Raw genomic sequence first — 18,899 nt, forward strand, 5'->3', positions numbered from 1 at the left:
CCGGCGCAAGCCTCGCGGGAGGGAGATCACGCCAGCGTCAATCGATCACCGCTCCGGCCTGCCGCACCACTTCCGCCCAGAAGGGAATCTCGCGGCGGATGAAGGCTTCGAATTCCTCGGGCGAGGCGGAGGTCGTGACTTGCAGCCCCTCGGTCGCCAGTTTTTCCTGAAGGGCGGGCTGCGCCATCACTCGCAGCATTGCCTCCATGAGCCGCGCCCGGATCGGTGCCGGCAGCCTGGCTGGCCCCCAGAGCCCCCACCAGCCGCCGATATCCAGCTCCGGCAGCCCCGCCGCCTCTGCTCCTGGCACCTCCGGGATGACGGGCGAGGGCAGCCGCGTGGTCAGCGACAGCGCCGTGAGCCGCCCGGCGCGCGACTGCGGCAACACCACCGGCGGCGTGCCGATGATGATCTGCACATCTCCCGCCAGCACGGCTTGCAGCGAGGGCGCGCCGCCGCGGAAGGGAACATGCGTCAGCTCCAGCCCCGCCACCTTCGCCAGCATGGCGCCGGCGAGATGCGAGGGGGTGCCATTGCCGGGGGTGGCGTAGTTCCAGCGCCCCGGCTCCGCTCGGATGCGCGCCAGCAACTGCGCCAGGCTGGTGATGCCCGATTGCGGCGCGACGGCGATGATGGTCGGCAGGTCGGTGAGCCGGGTGATAGGGGTGAAGTCGGCGATCGGGTCGAAGGGGATGCGGCGATACATGGCCGGGTTCACCGCATGACTGAAATTACCGCCCAGCAGCACCGTGTAGCCATCCGGCTCCGAGCGCGCGACATTCTCGCTGGCGATGTTCGATCCCGCGCCCGGCCGGTTGTCGATCACCACCGTCTGGCCGAGTTCCCGCCCCAGCGGCTCGCCCAGGGCGCGCGCGAGGAAATCGCCGGAGCCGCCAGGCGGGAAGCCCACCACCAGGCGGATCGGCCGCGCCGCGGGCCAGGCGGTCTGGGCCAGCGCCGGCGCAGCTACGGCAAGCGCGCCGGCGGCGCCGAGGATGCTGCGGCGGGTCATGGTCATATTGGCGTTTCCCCGGTTTTTGGCGCATGGCGCGCTTCGGGCCAGGAGTAACGCCCGGTGCGCCGCTGTGTCCATGCGCGCTCATTGTCCTGCCGGCCGATTCACGTCCTCCGGCGTCGCCTCCAGACGATCGGGCGGCTCAGCCGCGCTGCGCCTGGTCCGCCTTGTTGCGGGCGCGGATGGCGTCGCGCGCCTCCTGCCATTCGGCATCGCCCCAGGCGAAGAGGTCGCGGAAATTCGCCGAGGCCATCCAGCCGCCGCCATCCAGTGCGATGGTCTCGCCATTCACCCAGCCCGGCGCCAGCAGGAAGGCGGCCAGGTTGCCGATATCCTCGGCATTGCCGACGCGGCCGAGCGGATTGGCGGCGGCAGCCTTGGCCGTGGGATCGGTATCGCCTGGCCGCAGCCGCGCATACATCCCCTCGGTCGGGATGGTGCCGGGGGCGATGGCGTTGAGCCGGATGCCATAGCGGCCCCATTCCACCGCCAGCGACTTGGTCATGGCATCGATCCCCGCCTTCGACATGGCGGAGGGCACCACGAAGGGGCTGCCGGTGCGGACCCAGGTGACGACGATGGAGACCACCGCGCCGCCGCTGCCGGATTTGATCCATTGCTTGCCCATTGCCTGGGTCACGTGGAAGGTGCCGTGGAAGACGATATCGGCGATGGCACGGAAGGCGCGGGGCGACAGATCCTCCGTGCGGCTCACGAAATTGCCGGCGGCGTTGTTGATGAGATGGGTGAAGGGCTTCCCTTCGTCCCAGGCGGCGCCGATGGCCGCCTCCACCGCCGCTGCATCCTTGATATCCACGGCACGCCCGCTGGCCATGCCGGGATGCGCCGCGTTCATGGCGGCCGCGGTTTCCTCCACCACCGGCCCCCGCCGACCCCAAATCTCCACCGCGGCGCCGAGGCCGAGCAGCCGTTCCGCCATCATCCGGCCGAGGCCGGTGCCGCCGCCGGTGACCAGCACCCGGCTGCCGGCGAAAAGATCGTCCCTGAACATGGTTCCTCCCCTCCGCCTCGCTGTTGTGGAGAATGGTGCTCCCGCGGCGCGCCGCGCGCCAGCAGGATGACAGCAGCGCGCCGGGCGGGCAGGCTGGGTGCGGCAGGCGGGGACGGATGGACATGGCCAATGCGGCGGCGAGGCCGGTGATGCTGGTGACGGGCGGCGGCCGGGGCATCGGCGCCGCCGTGGTGCGGCTGGCCGCGGCGCGCGGCTACGACATCTGCCTCACCTTCCGGGGCGATGTGGCGCGGGCCGAGGCAACCGCCGCGGCGGCGCGGGAAGCGGGCGCCACGGTGCTGGCGCTGCAGGCCGATGTGGCGGAGGCCGGGGCGCGCGCCCGCTGCTTCGCCGCGCTGGATGCGCGCTTCGGCCGGCTGGATGCGCTGGTGAACAATGCCGGCATCACCGGCCCCGCCGGCCGCCTGGCGGAGACGCCCGACGCGGTCTGGGAACAGGTGCTGCGGACCAATGTGGTGGGGCTGGCCGCCTGTTCGCGCGAGGCGGTGCGGCGGATGTCCACGGCGCTTGGTGGACCCGGGGAGCACAAGGGCGGAGTCATCGTGAACATCTCCTCGCGCGCCTCGCAGCTTGGCGGGCCCGGCGAGTGGGTCCATTACGCCGCCAGCAAGGGCGCGGTGGATACGCTCACCATCGGCCTGGCGAAGGAGGTGGGGGCCGAGGGCATCCGGGTGAATGCCGTGAACCCCGGCCTGATCGACACCGAGATCCACGCCGCCGCCGGCATGCCGGACCGGGTGCAGCGCGGCGCCGCCGGCGTGCCGATGGGCCGCGGCGGCACCGCGGAAGAGGTGGCGGAGGCGGTGCTCTGGCTGCTCTCCGACGCCGCCGCCTATGTCAGCGGCGCCTGCCTGCCGGTTGGGGGTGGGCGCTAAGCCGCGCCAAGCAGCGGCCGCCTCGCGCTGATGAACTCCTCCACTGCCGCCACGTAGCGGGCGCAATCCGCCCCCGTCACCGGCAGGCTGAGGGCCGCCATGCCACGACGGGCGAGGTAGATGCCGGCGGCCAGCATGTCGAAGAAGAACAGTTCCCTCAGCTTATTCTCGGCATCCGTCGCGGCATAGGGGCCGGTGATGGCGCCGCCGCGGAAATGCACGTTCACCATCGAGCCGGCGCCGGTGAACTGCATCGCCACGCCGGCCCGCGTGCAGGCGCCATTCAGCGCCAGGCGCAGCGCCTCGCCGCGGTCGAACAGCGCCTCGGCCGCCGCGCCGTCGAAGATCTCCCCCATGGCGACGCAGCCCGCCGCCATGGAGAGCACGTTGTTGTTGAAGGTGCCGGCATGCGCCAGGGTGCCGGGGCGGTGGCCGTCGAAGACCTCCATTACCTCGCGCCGCCCGCCGAAGGCGCCGAAGCTCATGCCGCCGGCCATGTATTTGCCCAGGGTCGTGAGGTCCGGCGTGATCCCGAGCCGCGCCTGCAAGCCGCCGGCGGAATGGCGGCTGGTCATCACCTCGTCGAAGATCAGCACCGCGCCCACCTGCTGCGTCGCCTCGCGCAGCGCCATCAGGAATTCGCGCGTCGCCGGGATGCAGCCGCCGGAGCCGAGCATCGGTTCCACCAGCACCGCCGCCAGGCTGTCGCCGGCCGCCAGGATGTCGCGCCGCGCGGCTTCCAGGTCGTTGTAGTCGGTGAAGGCCAGCGGGATCGGCACGTTCACCGGGTTGCGCTCGCTGGCGAAGGTTAGCACGCCGCCATGGTAGCCGCCGCGCATCACCATCGTCGTGGTGCGGCCGGTGAAGCCGCGCGCCGCGGCCAGGGCCATGAGATTGGCCTCGGTGCCGCTATTGGTAAAGCGCACCAGCTCGATCGAGGGAAAGCGGCCGCAGAGCAGCGCGGCGAGCTTCTGCTCGTTCTCGCCCACCGCGGCGAGATTGACGCCATGCGCCATCGCCGCCTGCACGGCGTCCAGGATGCGCCGCTCGGAATGGCCGAAGAGGCCGGCGGTATATTCGCCGAGCAGGTCGAGATAGCGGTTGCCATCCGCATCCCAGAGGGAGCAGCCCTCGCCGCGCAGCATGGCGGTAGGGAAGGGGGTGTAGAACAGCACGCTGCGGGTATTGCCGCCCGGCATCACCTCCCGCGCCCTGGCATGGATGGCGGCGCTGCGTGGCCGGCGCGCGGCATAGGCCTCCCGCGCTTCCGCCAGGGCGGTGTCGAGATCGCTGTTGCGCGGTGGGGACTCCGTGGCTTCAAGCAGGCTCATGGCGCAACCTCCCGGATGGTTGCGGCGAGGCTCGCGCGCGCCGGCCGGCCGCGTCAACTGCATCTCCGGGCAGGGAGGCCCGGCTCGCCGCGAATCCCGCCGAAATCGGGACCGGCTTCGGCACAAATCCTTGGCGGCATCCCGGGAGGGGCTGTATCACCGGACCGTGCGCCCGATCCTTTCCCTGACCCTCCTTGGTGCCCTCGCCGCCCTGCCGGGCCACGCTGGCGCCACTCCGCCGAACCTCGTCCAAGGGGAACCCCAAAGGGAAGCCCAAAGGGAGGCTCCGGCCGCGACACGGGCCGCGCCCGCCATGGCAGCGCAGCGCCTGGCCGAAAGGCTGCGGCGACTGGGGGAGGATGGGCTCGATCCCCGCGCCTATGCGATCCCGCCCGCCGCCCTGGCGGAGGCCGACCCCGCCGCATTCCAGGCTGCGACCCTGCGCGCCGCGGTGCTGGCCCTGACCGACCTGCTGCATGGCCGGGTGCGGGACCTGCCCGGGCGGGCCGATCTCCGCCGCGACACTGCCGCGATTCCCCTCGGCCCCTGGCTGGCCGAGCTTTCCACCGCCCCGGACCCCGCCACCGTGCTGGACCGGGCGGCCCTGCTTCCGGCTGGCGCCGCGGCGCTGAAATCGGCGCTGGCGGCGGCCCGCGCCCGGGTGGCGGCCGGCGGTTTCCCGACCGTGCCGGGCAGCGGGGCGGAGACGCTGGAGCCCGGCATGGCCGATCCGGTCCGGGTGCCGGCGTTGCGCGCCCGGCTCGCGGCGACCGACCGCATCCTGGCGGCCGCCCCTGGCGTTGGCGATGTCTATGACGAAACGCTGGTCGCGGTGCTCCGCCGCTTCCAGGCGGAGGAAGGGCTGGAGGCGGATGGCCGCGTCGGCCGCCTGACCCTTGCCGCCCTGAACCGGCCGGCCGAGGCCCTGGTGCGGCAATTGCGGGTCGCGCTCGACATGCGCCGCGCCGCCGCGCCGCCGCCGGCCGAGCGGCATATCGAGGTGAACATCCCGCATCAGCGGCTGGTCGTGGCCGACCGTGGCCGGGCGCTGCTGGAGATGGCGGTGATCGTCGGCAAGCCGGCGCGGCCCACGCCGACGCTGCGCGTGCGGCTGGCCGCGGTGCAATTCAACCCGCCCTGGGGCGTGCCCGAACGCAATGCCCGGGAGGACCTGCTGCCCCGCTTCCGACGAGACCCGCGCGCCATGATGGAGAAGGGCTTCCGCGTCTATGGCTTCGCGGAGGGACAGCGGGTGGAGATCGACCCCACTACGATCGACTGGCGCGGCGTGAACCCGGAGCGCTTTCCCTACCTTATCCGCCAGGACGCCGGCGAGGCGAATGCGCTCGGCCGGATCAAATTCATCATTCCGAATTCCGAGGACATATTCATGCACGACACGCCCGACCGGCATTTGTTCCGCCGCCCCGACCGCGCCTTCTCCTCCGGGTGCATCCGCCTGGAGAAGCCGATGGAGCTGCTGGACATCGCATTGGAGGGTGTGGGTGGCTGGGACCGGCCCCGGGTTTCGCGCGTCCTCGAAAGCCGCGCCACCAGCAGCATGAGCGTCGCCCGATCCATTCCGGTGCGGCTGCACTATACAACCGTGACGGTCGAGGACGGGCAGCTCCGCATCCGGCCCGATATCTATGGGCTGGACGAGGCCTATGCGCGGGCGCTTGACGCGCCGCGCAACCGGGTCGCCGCCGAGGCCCCGCGTGCCCAGCTCGCGGCCGGGGGCCGCTGAGATGCGGCGGGCACGGCTGGTCTGCCCCTGCTGCGATGGCGCGACATCGGGACGGCGGGAGGTGATCCGGGCGGCGCTGGGCCTGGCGGCCGGCGGCCTCGCCTGCCTGGCGGCCTCGCCCGCCGCCCTGGCCCAGGCCAATGGCGGCGCCGCCCGTCGGCTCTTCATCCAGCGGGTGCAGACCGGCGAGAGCTTTAACGGCACCTACTGGAACGAAGGCCGCTACGACCGGGAGGCGCTGCGCCAGCTCGACTGGCTGTTCCGCGATCCCTCCATGGAGGAGGCGACGCCCATGGACCCGCGGCTCTTCGACCTGCTGCACAGCGTGGCGCAGCGGCTCGACGCCAGCGAATCCTTCCAGGTCATCAGCGGCTACCGGGCGCCGGAGACCAATGCGGCGCGGGCCCAGACCTCCCGCCGCGTCTCCCGCGTCAGCCTGCACATGTCGGGCATGGCGGCGGATGTGCGGCTGCCCGGGCGGGATTCCATGGGTATGGCGCGGCTGGCGGCGGAGATGCAGATCGGCGGCGTCGGGCTCTACCGGCGCGATGGCTTCGTGCACCTGGATTGCGGGCCGGCGCGGCGCTGGTAGGCCGGCCTATCGCGCGGAGAGGATCGCGGCGCAGGCCGCCGGCAAGGATGGCGGCGGTCCCGGCGGGCGGGGCGGCGGCCGGCGCGCCTCGGGCGTCAGCCACCAGTCGAGCGAGGCGTCGCAGCCATCGCCGGCCGGTGGCGGCGGCTGGTCTCGGCATTCCGCCTGGCCTGGCGGGCAGCGCAGCCTGAGATGCATGTGCTGGTCATGGCCGCGCCAGGGCCGCACCCGGCGTAGCCAGGTTTCGCCGGCATGGCTGCGGCAAAGCTCCCGCTTGATGGCGTGGTTCACGAGGACGCGATCAACCCCCGGCAGTTCCACCGCCAGCCGGATCAGCGCCGCGTGCTGCGGCCGCCAGCGGCCCGGGTCGACGCCGCTTTCATTCGGCAGCACCAGGGAGGCGACCTCCACGCTTTCCCGGGCGGCGGCGGAGAGCTTCGGCTTCGGTGAGAGATCCAGCCAGATATCGGCATCGATTCCGGTCTGGTGGCTGGCATGCCCGAAGGGCATCGGCCCGCCGCGCGGTTGCGCCATGTCGCCGATCCAGAGCAGGGGGAAACCCTGGGCCTGCGCCCGCGCCGTGAAATCGCGGAGCGTGCTGATGAGGAGCGGGTGTCCCCAGTTGCGGTTGCGGGAGAGCCGCACCGCCTGCCAGCCAGGCCCATCCGGCGGCAAGGCCTGCGCGCCGCCGATGCAACCGAGCCCGGTGCCGCCGATGATGCGGGCCGGACCCGGTGCCGGGCCGGGAACGGCGGCCCAGGTCCTTGCCGGTTGCGCCGCCGCCGGCAGCGGGCCGGCGGCGAGCAGCAGCAGAAGGGCAGCCGCCCGGATCAGAAGCGCCGCTCGAAGACGGTCACCACATCACCAGGCTCGACCAGCGCTTCGCGCGGCGCGCGATATTCCACAGGCCGGCCATCAGTCCCGATGCGGGTGATGGAGACATAGTCGCGGATCGCGCGGTAGTTGAAGCCGCCGGCCACCGCCACCGCGGTCAGCGCGGTCATGCCGGGCTGGTAGGGGAACTGGCCGCCACGTTCCACCATGCCCAGCACGAAGACCGGCCGGTAGGTGAGCACCTGCACGGCGACGCTCGGGTCGCGGAACAGGTTCTTCCGCCGCATCTCCGCCTCGATTGCGCGCTCCGCCTCGTCGGTGGTGAGGCCGGCGGCGCGGACGGTGCCGACCAGCGGCAGCGCAATGGTGCCGGCATCCGAGACGCGGAACTCACCGGTCAGTCGCGGATCATTGAATGCTGTCACGCGGATCTGATCGTCGGAACCCAGGCGATAGGCGGTGCGGGTCGCATCCGGCAGCGGCGGCAGGTTGGCGCCGGGCACCGCGCAGGCGGCAAGTGCGGTGAGCAGCATGAGGCTGAGCAGTCGGCGTCCTGGCATCGTCGAACATTCCCTATCAGGTGCGCGTTTCGGCCGCGTCGCGGAGAGCAGTGCCGTATGACCTCTTTGCCAGAGCAAGCCCCGGCTGTGCATTCGCGTTTCCTTGCAGATGTGGTTCATCACGCTGATGTTTGCGCGGATCGGCGCGGTTCTCTCGGCCTTTCATTGACCGGTGCGGGAGGCGATGCGTAATCCAACCTCGCACCGCTACCGCAGTGCAGCAGTGAAGGGAAGATTAGCCGCGAATGCTCGACAGACCGGTTGAGTCCCGCGAGCCGGCCGAACGCCGGCCGCCGCTCAGGACCCCCGTGCCCATGGCCGCGCAGATAGAGCCGGAGGGCGTAACTGTCACGGCGCTGCTTGCGGCGCTGCGCCGGCGGCGCTGGGTGCTCATTCTGTGCGCGGCCCTGTTCCCCATAGCCGCCTTCATCGCGGCGAAGCAATTGACGCCTCGCTACACCGCCGTGACCACGGTGATGTTCGAGCCGACCGAATACGCGGCGCGGGAGCTCCAGAGCATCCTGCGCGACGAGAACACCACCGATGCGGTGCTGGCCAGCCAGATCGAGGTGATCCGCAGCCTGTCGCTCGCGCGCCGAATCGTGCGGCAATTCAGCCTGACGGACCGCCCGGAATTCGCCTGGTGGCTGGAGGATGCGAAGCGCGAGGCCACCCCCTGGTACCGGCTGCGGGACGGGCTGGCGCAGCGAATCACCACGATCTCGCCGGATCTCGCCGCGCTGGTGGCGCCGGAACCGCCGGCAGCCGTCCCACCCGAGGAGACGGCGGAGATTTCCGCCGCCGAGGCGGTCCGCGACCGGCTGCTGGTGCAGGTGGTGCGGAATTCGCGCGTGCTGCAGATCCAGTTCACCTCCGAGGACCGCAGGCTGGCGACGGATATCGCGAACCAGGCCGCCGACCTCTATATCGCCGACCAGCTCGAAGCCAAGTTCAACGCGGTGCGGCGGGCCAATGACTGGCTCGACAGCCGGGTCGCGCAGCTCCGCCAGGAGCTGCAGCAGACCGAGAGCCGCATCGCCACGCTGCGCGCCTCCTCCGGCCTGACCCGTGGCGTGAACGCAGGGCTGGCCACCGAACAGGTCAGCCGCATCAACACCGACCTGATCGAGGCGCGCAACCTGATGGCGACCGCCGACGCCCGGTTGGCCGCGGCACGCGGCGGCGGCGGCGCCGACCTGACGGCGCTCGGCGCCTCCAACCTCATCTCCCAGCGCGCGGCGCTGGATGCCGCGCGGGCGGAGCTTGAGCGGCTGTCGGCGACGCTCGGCTCGAACCATCCCGATGTCCGCGCCGCCCGGTCCAAGGTCAATGACGCGCAGCGCGCGGTGGGTTCCGAGACCGGCCGCGTGGTGCAGGCGCTGGATGCCGAGGCGCGGGCCGCCCGCGCCCGGGTCCGCAGCCTGGAGGATGCGCTCCGGCAACAGGAAGCCAAGGTCAACCAGAGCCAGACCTCCGAGATCCAGGTGGCGGCGCTGGAACGCGATGCCGAGGCGTCGCGCAGCCTGCTGCGCGCGGTGCTGGAACGCTCGCAGCAGACCGTGTCGCAGACCGCGATCGAGAAGGCGGATGCGCGGGTGCTGTCGCCGGCCACCGTCCCGGGCTCGCCGAGCTTCCCGAAAGTGACGCTCTTCGTTGCCGCCGCGGTGATCCTGGGCGTGCTGTTTGGCCTGCTGGTCATCTGGTTCCTGGAACAGGCGGACAGCACGATGCGCTCGGGCGACGAGGTGCGCGCCTCGCTCGGCCTGCCCTGCCTGGCGCTGGTGCCGATGCTGCGGCGCGGCCTGCTCGGGCGGCACCGGGTCGAGGACTACGTGGTCCGGAAGCCGCTCAGCCCCTTCTCCGAGAGCATGCGGACGCTCCGTGCCGCGCTCTGGCTGGGGGCGGAGCCGCCGCGGGTGGTGGTGATCACCGCGGCGCGGCCGGGCGAGGGCAAGACCACCACCTCGGTCGCCCTGGCCCGTTCCGCCGCCATGAATGGCGAGCGGGTGCTGCTGATCGATTGCGACGTGCGGCAGCCCTCGCTCGGCCGGATCTTCCGGGCGGAGGGCGCGGCAGGCGTCACCGACCTGCTGCTGGGCCAGGCGGTGCTGGAGCGGATCATCCGCCGCGACCACCTCTCCAGCCTGGACTACATTCCGGCCGGGGCGGCGGAGATCCATTCCCTCGGACTCTTCATGTCGGAGGCGATGGCCGGGCTGCTCGACCGGGTGCGGCGCGACTACGACCTGATCGTGCTGGATGCGCCGCCGGCCCTCGCGATGGCGGATGCGCGGGTCGTGGCGCGGCTGGCCGATGCCACGCTGCTCTGCGTGAAGTGGCGGGATACGCCGCGTTCCGTGGTGCGCAACTCGCTCGGCCTGCTGGAGGAGGCGCATGCCCGCGTGGTCGGTGCCGCGCTCACCCAGGTGGATGCCAAGGTCCATGGTCGTTCCGGCTATGCCGATGCGGAAGTCTACCATCCGCGCTACGGTGGCTATTTCCGGGAATAGGTGCGGGAGCGAATGAGCGGAGCCTGCTTTCTTGTCACTGGCGGCGCCGGCTATGTCGGCAGTCACCTGGTCCAGGCGCTGCTGGCGCGGGGCGACCAGGTGGTGGTCTTCGACGACTTGCGCCAGGGCCATCGCGCCGCCGTGCCGTCGGAGGCCGAGCTCGTGGTAGCCAGCCTCTCGGACCGTGCCCGGCTGGCGGAGGTCTTCGCCAGCCGCCGCTTCGATGCGGTCTTCCACTTCGCCGCCCTTTCCCTGGTCGGCGAGAGCATGCGGGAGCCGCTGCGCTACTGCGTGGAGAACCTCTCGAACAGCCTCACCCTGGCGGAAGCCGCGGTGCAGGCCGGCTGCCGGCGCTTCGTGCTCTCCTCCACCGCGGCGCTTTTCGGCTTCCCCAAGCACACGCCGATCGACGAGGCGGCGGAGGTGGCGCCCGCCTCCGCCTATGGCGAGAGCAAGCTGATGGTGGAGCGCGGACTGCACTGGGCCGACCAGGTGCATGGGCTGCGCTCGGCCTGCCTGCGCTACTTCAACGCCGCCGGCGCCGACCCCGCGGGCCGGATCGGCGAGGACCACGAGCCGGAGACGCATCTCATTCCGCTGGCCATCGGCGCGGCGCTCGGCACCAGGCCGCCGCTGACGGTCTTCGGCACCGACTACCCGACGCCGGACGGCACCTGCATCCGCGACTATGTGCACGTGGCCGATCTCGCGGACGCGCATATCCGCGTGCTGGAGCGGCTGGAAGCGGGCAGTTGCCGGTACAATGTCGGCAGCGGCACCGGCTATTCCGTGAAGCAGGTGATCGAATCCGTGGAGCGGATCGGCGGCCGGCCGGTGCCGCACGGCTTCGGCCCCCGCCGGGCCGGCGACCCGGCGGTACTGGTCGCCTCCTCCGAAGCGTTGCGGCGGGATACCGGCTGGTCGCCCCGGCTCGGCGCCCTGGACGACATCGTCCGCACCGCCTGGGCCTGGCACGCCGCGCATCCCCGCGGCTTCGATGATCGCCGCCCGAACTGAGATGGATACGGGGCTGGCGCAGGTTGTCGAGGCACCGAAGACGCTGCTTCCCCGCGACACCGGCGGATCTCCGGGCGACGGCGCGGCGGACCGGGCGGCGCGGCCGCATCCGGTGCAGCGCCTGCTTGCCCTGGCGGTGGCGGCGCTGCTGCTGGTCTGGCCCGGCTTCTGGAACGGCTATCCGCTGGTCTTCGCCGATACCGGGACCTATCTCGGCCAGGCGCTGCAGCGTTACGTCGGCTGGGATCGGCCGCCCTTCTACAGCGTATTCCTGCTGGCGACACATTGGCGCCTGACCCTTTGGCTGCCGATGCTGGTCCAGGGGCTGATCCTGGCGCATCTGCTTGGCCTGACGCTCCGGGCGCTGGGGCGGCCGGAGCCGCTGGCGCTGGTGCTGGCCGCCCTTGGGCTGGCGCTGCTGACCGGGCTGCCCTGGGTGGCGGCGCAGCTGATCCCGGATCTCTTCACCGGCATGCTCGTGCTCTGTCTCTGGCTGCTGGGCTTCCGGATGACCGTGCTTTCGGTGCCGGAGCGGCTGTGGCTGCTGCTGCTGACCACCATTACGGTCGTGGTCCATCAGAGCCATCTGCCGCTGACGCTTGGCCTTGCGCTACTGGGAGGTGCGGTGCTGCTGGTATGGCGGGGCTGGCGGCCGGCGCTCAGCGGCATGGTGCGGATGGCGGTGCCGCCGCTGCTCGCCGCGGTGGCGCTGGTTGCGGTGAACCTGGCCGGGCATGGACGTGCTGCGCTCTCGCCCTATGGCGCTGTCTTCGTCGCGACGCGGCTGATCTATGATGGGCCCGGGCTGGCGATGCTGCGGCAAGCCTGCCCGGAGGCAGGCTATCGGATCTGCCCGCTGCTCGACCGGCTGAGCCCCTGGCACAACCACTTCCTCTGGGAGCCGGACGGCACCCTCTATGGCTATCTCGGTGGCCCCAAGGCCTGGACGCCGGAGGCCAATGCGATCATTGCCGAGACCTTGCGGACGGCGCCGCTGGGCGTGGCGCTGGCGTTGCTCGGCAATACCGCCGAGCAGCTGCGGATGATCGATACCGGGGATGGGCTGGAGCCTTGGGTGGGCACGCCGGGACCGGAGCCGGTGATTGCGCAATTCTTCGCGCATGAACTCCCGCGGTTCCAGTCCAGCCGGCAGCACAGGGGACTGCTGCTGCAGGATGCCCGGACCATCACCCCGCTCTACCGGACGGTTGATTTCCTGGGATTGCTGGCCCTGCTGGCGCTGCCGCTGCTCCGCCGACGGCTCGGGATCGGCCTGCCCGGGCTCGCGCTCGGTCTCTTCGTTCTGGCGGCGGCGCTGGGCAATGCGGCGATCACCGGCGGGTTGTCCGGCCCGGCGCATCGTTACCAGGCGCGGCTGGCCTGGCTCTTTGCCTTCACCCCGGCGGCGGTGCTGGCCTCGTCGGAGGTGGCTCGGGCGGCGGTGGCATCGCGGCGCGGCGCCGCATCAGGGGCCTGAGGCAGGCGGCTGCGGTCGTATCCTAGAGCATGATGCGTTCACCTTCGTTCACGCATCATGCTCCATGCCTTTGTTTGATCGCGTGATTCACGCTTTTCGGTGCGAGCACCTCAAGCGATCACGCTCTAATCCGTCATCCGATCCAATGCCGGGACCCGGCGCAGCAGCAGCGCCTTCAGCAGGATCGGCAGCACCACCCCGGCCAGCATCAGCACCATGGCATGAATCGGGAAGTGCTGCGCTGTCCAGCCGATGCCGACGGCGATCAGCAGCGCCTTGGCCAAGCCGATCGCCAGGGTGTTGAACAGGTAGATCGCCATGGCGTAGCGGCCGAAGAACAGCGGCCAGGACAGGCCCGAGAGCGGCGGCAAACGCACCGCGCCGTGCAGGGCCGGGACGGCGAGCAGGCCACAGACCAGCATGGACCAGCGCTCATCCAGCCATCCCGCGAGCGCTAGGCCGATCGCCGCGCCGAAGACCGGCCACCAGAGGAATTGCCAGCGTTCGAAGGCCGGCAGCAGCCGGTCCTGCCGCGCCGCCACCCAGATGCCGGCCGCGAAGAACAGGAAGTGGCTGGCGAAACGGTCGAGATAGGCGATCGCTGGCAGGTCGGCGAATTGCAGCGCGAGGCCCAGCAGCACCAGGCCGGTGGTGCCAAGCCCCGCCCGCAGCAGCGGCAGCGCCACCACGGTGGAAAGGAACAGCACCAATAGGTACCAGACCGAGGTCGCAGGGCTATGCGCCGTGGTCCAGAACAGATCCTCCAGCCCGCCCAGCAGGCCATCCGGCCGGTTGTCCACGTGCACAACCTGTGCCGCCAGGAGCTTGGCGGCCAGGATCAGCAGGCCGATCCCGAAGAAGGGCACCAGTAGCCGGGCGGCGCGGCGCCGCAGCAGCCGAGGCCAGGCGGCGGGCACTGCCGCGGGCAGGCCGCTCAGCACCACGACCGTGCCGCTGAGATAGAGGAAGAAGGGCATGTGGAAGCGGTAGATCGCGAAGCGCAGGGGCTCGTACCACTCCACCCCCGGCGGCACCTCCCGCGCCACGATATGGCCGAAGACCACCAGCAGGATGGCCAGGCCCTTGGCGCGGTCGAGATCGAGCCGCCGGGCACGGCTGGCCACGGGGGAGAGGGGTGCTTCGGGCATGGTCAGGCGACGGCGCGGCGGAGCCGGTGGCGTGGCGCTGGCGCTTCCTGCCGCACCCGGGCGAGCGCGGCGGCGAAGAAGGTGAACTGCATCACCGCCGTGCTGGCGATGAGCGTGTTGTCGAAGCCGCTATGCAGCAGCGCCGCAGCCAGGGCGCAGCGCAGCACCAGCCGGTCGGTCAGCTGGGCGTTGCGGGTGCCGCCCCAGATCCAGGCGATGATGGCGCAGAAGATCGCCGCGCAGCCGATGACGCCGGCATCCACCGAAAGCCGCAGGTATTCGTTGTGCGCGGCGCTGCTGCCGAGCAGCCGGATCATCGGGTCTTCCGGATTGACGATCAGCTTGCCGGCGCCGAGCCCGAAGCCGAACAGGGGCCGGGCCTCGATCGCCTCAAGGAAATAGGGCCATATGATATCGCGCCCGGAATAGTTGAATTCGCCATCCCCGGTGAAGCGCTGCATCGCATAGAGCACCATCGGGCCGAGCAGCAGCAGCCCCGGCACCATCCCGCCCATCACCAGGTCCACCTTGCGTTTCAGCGGGAAGGTGCGCGGGCCGGAGAACAGGAAGACCAGGGCCAGGAACAGCACAACCGCGGCCAGCGGCGCCCGCGCCTGGGTCGCCAGCAGGATGGCGAGGTCGACCCCGCCGACCAGCAGCCAGCGCAGCCGGAAGCCGCGCAGGTATTCCAGCATGGCGGCGAAGATGGCGGTGACGCAGAACCCTGCCAGGAAGGGCGGGGAATGCAGCCCCTGGAAGCGACCGAACTGGTCGAGCGGCGGATAGAAGCCGACCACACCGGAGAGCAGCCCAGCCAGCGCGCTGATCACCGGCACCAGCGCCGCGCCGCGGATCAGCGCGGTCCAGACCCGGCGCGGCGCCAGCGCCAGGCCGAGCGCGAAGGGCGCGGTGGAGCCGATCAGGCTGCGGATCATCTCGCCCATGCCCACCACGCGCCCGATCGGCAGGATCGCGATGCTGAGCGCTGCGATGGCGGTGAAGGCCAGGAACGGCCAATTGATCACGCTGTTCAACCCGTAGCGGAGTATCAGCGAACCCATGAGCGCAAAGGGAACCACCTTTACCACCGCCGCGCCCAGGGCCGCGCTGGCACCGCCACCACCGGTTGCAGTCAGCACATCCAATTGGATATCGAGGCCCAGCCCATAGACCAGGACCATCGCCGCCACGAAGGCGATGGGGAATTGATACAGCGCGAGCACCGCCAGAAGCATGACCAGTAGCGGCATCGCCACCATCATGTATTCAGGCAGCAGCACTGCGGTAAGCAACAGTAGCGTGGCGCCAGAGAGTGCGGCGATCCGCTGGGCGGCTGGTGACGCAACAATGTTCATGCGGCCACGTTGTCCCACAGGGCTGCGGGACAACCAAATCAGCGATTTGTCAGGAGGGGGAATGGGATTGGGGTCAGGGAGCCACGCGGCGAGGGGGGGCCGCGCCGGCCGTCGCACCGCGCCATGCCGGATTGACCCGGCTGCGGCTGCTGCTGATCGGCTGGGTGATCCTGTATCACCTGGACCTGACATTGGGCGTGACGCAGGGCCTGCCCTGGCTGCGGCCGGTGCTGGGGGTGGGCTATCTTGGGGTGGATGGCTTCTTCCTGCTCTCCGGCTTCGCGCTCTGGCTGGGCTATGGGGCGCGGCCGCCTGTGGGCCTGGCGGGGACCCGGCGCTTCCTGCTGCGGCGCATGGCCAAGATCCTGCCGCTGCACCTGCTGGCGCTGGTGGCCCTGGCGGCGCTGGTCGGGTTGGCCATGGCCTTGGGGGTGGCGATCCGCGACCCGGAACGGTTCGGACTCGGCGACTTCCTGCTGCAACTCCTGCTGGTGAATGCCTGGGAAACCACCAGCCGGCATTCCTGGAATTACCCGTCCTGGGCGCTATCGGTGGAATGGGCCGGATACCTGGCCTTTCCGCTGGTGCTTGCGGCGCTGCTGCGGCTGCCGCGGCGGCTGGTGCCGGCGGTGCCGCTGCTGGCGTTTGCGGGCCTCTGGGCCCTGGCCAATGCGGTGCCGCAGATCGGGCTGAACCACACCGTGCATCTTGGCCTGTTGCGCTTCGGTCTGGAATTCTGTGGTGGACTCGCACTGGGGCGGCTCGCGACCGAGGGGCGGCTTCGGCCAAGCCTGGTATTGGCCGCGGGGCTGGCGCTGCCCTTGGGGCTGGCGCTCCGCCAGGACGCGCTGACCGTGGCGGGGCTTGCCGCGCTGATGCTGGGGATCTGGCAGCATGCCGCCTGGCAGGCGGAGCCGGCGCGGCCGGACCTGCTGCTGCGGCTCGGCGACGCCTCCTTCGGGGTCTATCTCTGCTGGGTCTTCATCGAGGCGGCGCTGGTCGGGCTGCTGCGGCAGATCGACCCGGGCCTCGCCGGTCGCATTCTGCTGATGGCAGGCGGCTTCCTGGCGAATCTCCTGGCCGGCTGGCTGGCCTGCCGCTTCGTGGAAACGCCGGCGCATCGCTGGATCCTGCAGCGGGCGGCACCGGCGCCAAGCGGCAGGCTGGCACGTAGCGCGGCGGAATAGCGCCGCGGTCAGCCCAGCGCGGCGCGCAGTTCGGGATAGGGCGCCGAATCCTCACCCGGCTGCAGCCGCCACCAGCCGCCATGCGTATAGGTCCAGAGCGTCGCCGGCAGCCGGAGCCGACGCAGCACCGGCAGGCTGGCGCGGAGATCGGCGGCCAGGGCGGCGCGGTCCTCGGCATGCGCCTGCGGGCCGCCGAGTTCGGTCACCAGCACCGGCAGCCGGTGCCGGTCCCGCCACGCCGCCATATCGGCGAAGCGGGCCTGCACCGCACCCGCATCGCCGCCGGCATAGTCATGCACTTCGGCAATGGTATTGCGGTCGGCGGGTGGCGTGGCCTCCAGCAGGGAGGCGGCGCTGCACCATTCGTGACCGCCCCACATCAGCGTGTGGCGCGGCGCGGCGCGGCGGAGCGCGGCCAGCAGCCGGTCGCGCATCGGCAGCCAGGTGGCGGTATCGGGGAAGGCGGGTTCGTTCAGCGGGGCCAGCACCACCTGCGCCGGGTCGGTCTCGGCGCCGAAATAGGCCGCGCGGGTGGCGAGTGCCGCCCAGTCCCGCTCCCCCCCAGGGATTGCTGTGGTGGAAGCTGTCGGCCAGGCCGAGCAGCACCGGCAAACCCGCCGCCACCGCGTCCTGCACCGCCTGGCGATACATGGCCAGAATCCCGCGCGAATCGCCGGTCTGCGCCGCCTCCGGCAGGAACATGCGGGCATGGTCGAAGCCGGCCGCGCGGAAGCCTCGCCACCAGGCGGGGCCAAGCCGGCGTGGCTGGCTGTCGCGGGCGATGGTGAACCAACGCTCCAGATTGGCGCCGAGCCGCAGCCCGGCGAGCCGGCTGCGAAGATCAGCCGGCTGCGCCGCGGCAAGGCCGGGCAGGAGCAGGGGGCTGGCCAGCAGGGCGCGGCGCGGCAGGGTCATGTTGCGCTTCCGAGCAGGCCGGGCGAGAGCCGGCCCCGCAGGTAGCCGAGGTTATAGGCGGCGCCGCAGCGCGCCCGCAGCAGGGCCGGCGAGCCGCTGGGCCAGAGCAGCAGCGGCGCCTGCACCGCCAGCCGCAGCGCGGCGCCCGGCGCCCGGCCGAGCCCGCCGCCGCGGCGGTCGCGCAATGCATCGGTCGCGCCTTGCCAGAGCAGGCGGCTGAGCAGCCAGGCCGGCCGCAGCCGCTCCCGCTGGATGCTGTGCCGCACCGTGGCGGCACCATCATAGAAGGCGCGGTGGCCGCGGGCGCGGAGTTGGCCCACCACCTCCACCTCCTCGCCCGAGAGCAGCCGGTTGCCGATGCGGCCAAGCGCCTCCGGGAAGCCGCCGATCTCGCGCAGCGGTGCCGCGGCGAAAGCCATATTGGCGCCGTAGATATCCACCCCCGCCGGCAGGTCCTGCCCGACCTCCCCGAAGCCTGCCCATTCCACGATGGTGAGCACGCCGCGCAGCGCCGGCGGCCACCAGTCCGGCAGCGGCGCTTCCCAGGCCGGCAGGATACGCCCCCCCCAGCGCGGCTCCCGCTTCGGGCAGGATGGCGATGCGGGCGAGCAGGGCGGCGGCCCAGCCGGGCTCCGCCACCGCATCGTCATCCAGATAGGCCACCCAGGGCGCGCGGGCGGCGGCGAGGCCGAGGTTGCGGGCGAGACTGAGCCCCGGCGCCTCCGCCCGCAGCAGCCGCGCCCCATGCCGGGCGGCGAGGCCGGCGATCGCCGTCGCGGCAGCGGGTGGCGAGGCGCTGTCCACCACCAGCAGCTCGAAATCGCGGCGGGACTGGGCGGCGAGGCCGGCCAGGCAGGCGCCGAGGTAATCCGGCCGCGCATGGGTGCAGAGGATCACGCTGAGCACCGGCGCCGCCGATGGGACAAGGTTTGGCGCCGGCATGCGCGGCTCAGCCGAAGCGGAAGGCGCCGGGGATCGAAGCCGGAGCCTCCGCGGCGGCATTGCCGGGCTGCTGCGCCTGTGCCTGCGCCTCCTTCATCCGGCTCTCGATCTGCTTGAGCAGGCCCATGATGCCATTGGCCAGCGCCGGCAGCTGCACCAGCGGCATGACGAGCTGGCCGGCGGCGACCGGCTTTCCGTCCGGCCCGGTCTGGGCCAGGGTCAGGCGGGCGACGCCGTGGGTGACGCTGGCATCGAGGATGCCATCGGCGAAGATCGTGCGCGCATCGGCCATGGTATGATTCTCTCCTGATCTGTCCGGTTGAACGGAACGGAGCCTACCACCCTCCGGAGGCGACCGCCC

At 71.4% G+C, this 18,899-nt stretch carries 18 protein-coding genes; 7 read left to right on the forward strand and 11 right to left on the reverse strand.

All coding sequences use genetic code 11. The features are described from left to right. Window positions 1-37 precede the first annotated feature (37 nt). Both KSF81_RS14155 and KSF81_RS14160 read right to left on the reverse strand, forming a co-directional pair. The gene (locus tag KSF81_RS14155) at window positions 38-1,018 is read right to left on the reverse strand and encodes a tripartite tricarboxylate transporter substrate binding protein (protein WP_217379541.1); all 981 of its coding nucleotides are present in this window, start codon (window positions 1,016-1,018) and stop codon (window positions 38-40) included. 139 nt (window positions 1,019-1,157) lie between these two features. Next, the gene (locus tag KSF81_RS14160) at window positions 1,158-2,027 is read right to left on the reverse strand and encodes an SDR family oxidoreductase (RefSeq protein ID WP_217379542.1); all 870 of its coding nucleotides are present in this window, start codon (window positions 2,025-2,027) and stop codon (window positions 1,158-1,160) included. Window positions 2,028-2,143: 116 nt separating this feature from the next. On the opposite strand from KSF81_RS14160, the gene KSF81_RS14165 reads away from it, so the two are divergent. After that, window positions 2,144-2,923 (forward strand): SDR family oxidoreductase, encoded by a 780-nt coding sequence (locus tag KSF81_RS14165; RefSeq protein WP_254453522.1) that lies wholly within the window; start codon window positions 2,144-2,146, stop codon window positions 2,921-2,923. Here KSF81_RS14165 and KSF81_RS14170 read toward each other — a convergent pair. Further along, a complete protein-coding gene (locus KSF81_RS14170) occupies window positions 2,920-4,254 on the reverse strand; it encodes an aspartate aminotransferase family protein (RefSeq protein WP_217379543.1) in 1,335 nt (444 codons plus the stop codon). The genes KSF81_RS14165 and KSF81_RS14170 overlap by 4 nt on opposite strands. Before the next feature lie 313 nt (window positions 4,255-4,567). Between KSF81_RS14170 and KSF81_RS14175 the strand changes: the two genes are divergently transcribed. Both KSF81_RS14175 and KSF81_RS14180 read left to right on the forward strand, forming a co-directional pair. Next, window positions 4,568-6,001, forward strand: a complete 1,434-nt coding sequence (locus KSF81_RS14175) for a murein L,D-transpeptidase (protein WP_217379544.1) — start codon at window positions 4,568-4,570, stop codon at window positions 5,999-6,001. Window position 6,002: 1 nt separating this feature from the next. Beyond that, window positions 6,003-6,593 (forward strand): DUF882 domain-containing protein, encoded by a 591-nt coding sequence (locus KSF81_RS14180; protein WP_217379545.1) that lies wholly within the window; start codon window positions 6,003-6,005, stop codon window positions 6,591-6,593. A 6-nt stretch (window positions 6,594-6,599) separates the two neighbouring features. On the opposite strand, the gene mepA is transcribed toward KSF81_RS14180, so the two are convergent. Then, window positions 6,600-7,427 carry a penicillin-insensitive murein endopeptidase gene (mepA, locus tag KSF81_RS14185; RefSeq protein WP_217381696.1) on the reverse strand — a complete coding sequence of 276 codons (828 nt, stop codon included), beginning with the start codon at window positions 7,425-7,427 and terminating at the stop codon, window positions 6,600-6,602. Further along, window positions 7,424-7,987, reverse strand: coding sequence for a polysaccharide biosynthesis/export family protein (locus tag KSF81_RS14190; protein WP_217379546.1), 564 nt, complete (start codon window positions 7,985-7,987; stop codon window positions 7,424-7,426). Before KSF81_RS14190 ends, mepA begins: the two co-directional genes overlap by 4 nt. A gap of 314 nt (window positions 7,988-8,301) precedes the next feature. Between KSF81_RS14190 and KSF81_RS14195 the strand changes: the two genes are divergently transcribed. Genes KSF81_RS14195 through KSF81_RS14205 form a run of 3 tightly spaced genes read left to right on the forward strand, consistent with a single transcriptional unit; the run spans window position 8,302 to window position 12,991 of the window. Beyond that, on the forward strand, window positions 8,302-10,497 hold the full coding sequence (locus KSF81_RS14195; RefSeq protein WP_217379547.1) for a polysaccharide biosynthesis tyrosine autokinase: 2,196 nt from the start codon (window positions 8,302-8,304) through the stop codon (window positions 10,495-10,497). 12 nt (window positions 10,498-10,509) lie between these two features. Next, window positions 10,510-11,514 carry a UDP-glucose 4-epimerase GalE gene (gene galE, locus KSF81_RS14200; protein ID WP_217379548.1) on the forward strand — a complete coding sequence of 335 codons (1,005 nt, stop codon included), beginning with the start codon at window positions 10,510-10,512 and terminating at the stop codon, window positions 11,512-11,514. Next, window positions 11,495-12,991: a hypothetical protein gene (locus tag KSF81_RS14205; protein ID WP_217379549.1), complete on the forward strand. Its 1,497-nt coding sequence runs from the start codon at window positions 11,495-11,497 to the stop codon at window positions 12,989-12,991. The genes galE and KSF81_RS14205 overlap by 20 nt, the downstream gene beginning before the upstream one ends. A 125-nt stretch (window positions 12,992-13,116) precedes the next feature. Here KSF81_RS14205 and KSF81_RS14210 read toward each other — a convergent pair whose 3' ends face one another. Together KSF81_RS14210 and KSF81_RS14215 are read right to left on the reverse strand one after the other, a co-directional pair. After that, on the reverse strand, window positions 13,117-14,139 hold the full coding sequence (locus KSF81_RS14210; protein ID WP_217379550.1) for an acyltransferase: 1,023 nt from the start codon (window positions 14,137-14,139) through the stop codon (window positions 13,117-13,119). A 2-nt stretch (window positions 14,140-14,141) separates the two neighbouring features. Further along, entirely contained in the window at window positions 14,142-15,494 is a 1,353-nt protein-coding gene (locus tag KSF81_RS14215; protein ID WP_217379551.1) for an O-antigen ligase, read from the reverse strand. Window positions 15,495-15,625: 131 nt separating this feature from the next. Here KSF81_RS14215 and KSF81_RS14220 point away from each other — a divergent pair, with 131 nt between their 5' ends. After that, window positions 15,626-16,681 (forward strand): acyltransferase, encoded by a 1,056-nt coding sequence (locus tag KSF81_RS14220; protein WP_217379552.1) that lies wholly within the window; start codon window positions 15,626-15,628, stop codon window positions 16,679-16,681. Window positions 16,682-16,689: 8 nt separating this feature from the next. Here the strand turns inward: KSF81_RS14220 and KSF81_RS14225 are convergent, their stop codons facing one another. The 4 genes from KSF81_RS14225 to KSF81_RS14240 form a co-directional block, all read right to left on the reverse strand. After that, window positions 16,690-17,169, reverse strand: a complete 480-nt coding sequence (locus tag KSF81_RS14225) for a cellulase family glycosylhydrolase (protein WP_217379553.1) — start codon at window positions 17,167-17,169, stop codon at window positions 16,690-16,692. A 423-nt stretch (window positions 17,170-17,592) separates the two neighbouring features. Further along, the gene (locus KSF81_RS32145) at window positions 17,593-17,919 is read right to left on the reverse strand and encodes a hypothetical protein (protein WP_217379554.1); all 327 of its coding nucleotides are present in this window, start codon (window positions 17,917-17,919) and stop codon (window positions 17,593-17,595) included. Next, on the reverse strand, window positions 17,876-18,598 hold the full coding sequence (locus tag KSF81_RS32150; RefSeq protein ID WP_375293329.1) for a glycosyltransferase family 2 protein: 723 nt from the start codon (window positions 18,596-18,598) through the stop codon (window positions 17,876-17,878). The genes KSF81_RS32145 and KSF81_RS32150 overlap by 44 nt, the downstream gene beginning before the upstream one ends. Next, a complete protein-coding gene (locus KSF81_RS14240) occupies window positions 18,546-18,830 on the reverse strand; it encodes a hypothetical protein (protein ID WP_217379556.1) in 285 nt (94 codons plus the stop codon). The genes KSF81_RS32150 and KSF81_RS14240 overlap by 53 nt, the downstream gene beginning before the upstream one ends. Window positions 18,831-18,899: the final 69 nt, after the last annotated feature.

Source organism: Siccirubricoccus sp. G192, assembly GCF_019084075.1.
In the GTDB taxonomy this organism is placed as follows: Bacteria; Pseudomonadota; Alphaproteobacteria; order Acetobacterales; family Acetobacteraceae; genus G192.

Coding starts and splice junctions, on each gene's coding strand:
- KSF81_RS14155 (WP_217379541.1), bottom strand. CDS start 1,018: ATGACCATGACCCGCCGCAGCATCCTCGGCGCCGCCGGCGCGCTTGCC.
- KSF81_RS14160 (WP_217379542.1), bottom strand. CDS start 2,027: ATGTTCAGGGACGATCTTTTCGCCGGCAGCCGGGTGCTGGTCACCGGC.
- KSF81_RS14165 (WP_254453522.1), top strand. CDS start 2,144: ATGGACATGGCCAATGCGGCGGCGAGGCCGGTGATGCTGGTGACGGGC.
- KSF81_RS14170 (WP_217379543.1), bottom strand. CDS start 4,254: ATGAGCCTGCTTGAAGCCACGGAGTCCCCACCGCGCAACAGCGATCTC.
- KSF81_RS14175 (WP_217379544.1), top strand. CDS start 4,568: ATGGCAGCGCAGCGCCTGGCCGAAAGGCTGCGGCGACTGGGGGAGGAT.
- KSF81_RS14180 (WP_217379545.1), top strand. CDS start 6,003: ATGCGGCGGGCACGGCTGGTCTGCCCCTGCTGCGATGGCGCGACATCG.
- KSF81_RS14190 (WP_217379546.1), bottom strand. CDS start 7,987: ATGCCAGGACGCCGACTGCTCAGCCTCATGCTGCTCACCGCACTTGCC.
- KSF81_RS14195 (WP_217379547.1), top strand. CDS start 8,302: ATGGCCGCGCAGATAGAGCCGGAGGGCGTAACTGTCACGGCGCTGCTT.
- galE (WP_217379548.1), top strand. CDS start 10,510: ATGAGCGGAGCCTGCTTTCTTGTCACTGGCGGCGCCGGCTATGTCGGC.
- KSF81_RS14205 (WP_217379549.1), top strand. CDS start 11,495: ATGATCGCCGCCCGAACTGAGATGGATACGGGGCTGGCGCAGGTTGTC.
- KSF81_RS14210 (WP_217379550.1), bottom strand. CDS start 14,139: ATGCCCGAAGCACCCCTCTCCCCCGTGGCCAGCCGTGCCCGGCGGCTC.
- KSF81_RS14215 (WP_217379551.1), bottom strand. CDS start 15,494: ATGAACATTGTTGCGTCACCAGCCGCCCAGCGGATCGCCGCACTCTCT.
- KSF81_RS32150 (WP_375293329.1), bottom strand. CDS start 18,598: ATGCCGCCGCGGAGGCTCCGGCTTCGATCCCCGGCGCCTTCCGCTTCG.
- KSF81_RS14240 (WP_217379556.1), bottom strand. CDS start 18,830: ATGGCCGATGCGCGCACGATCTTCGCCGATGGCATCCTCGATGCCAGC.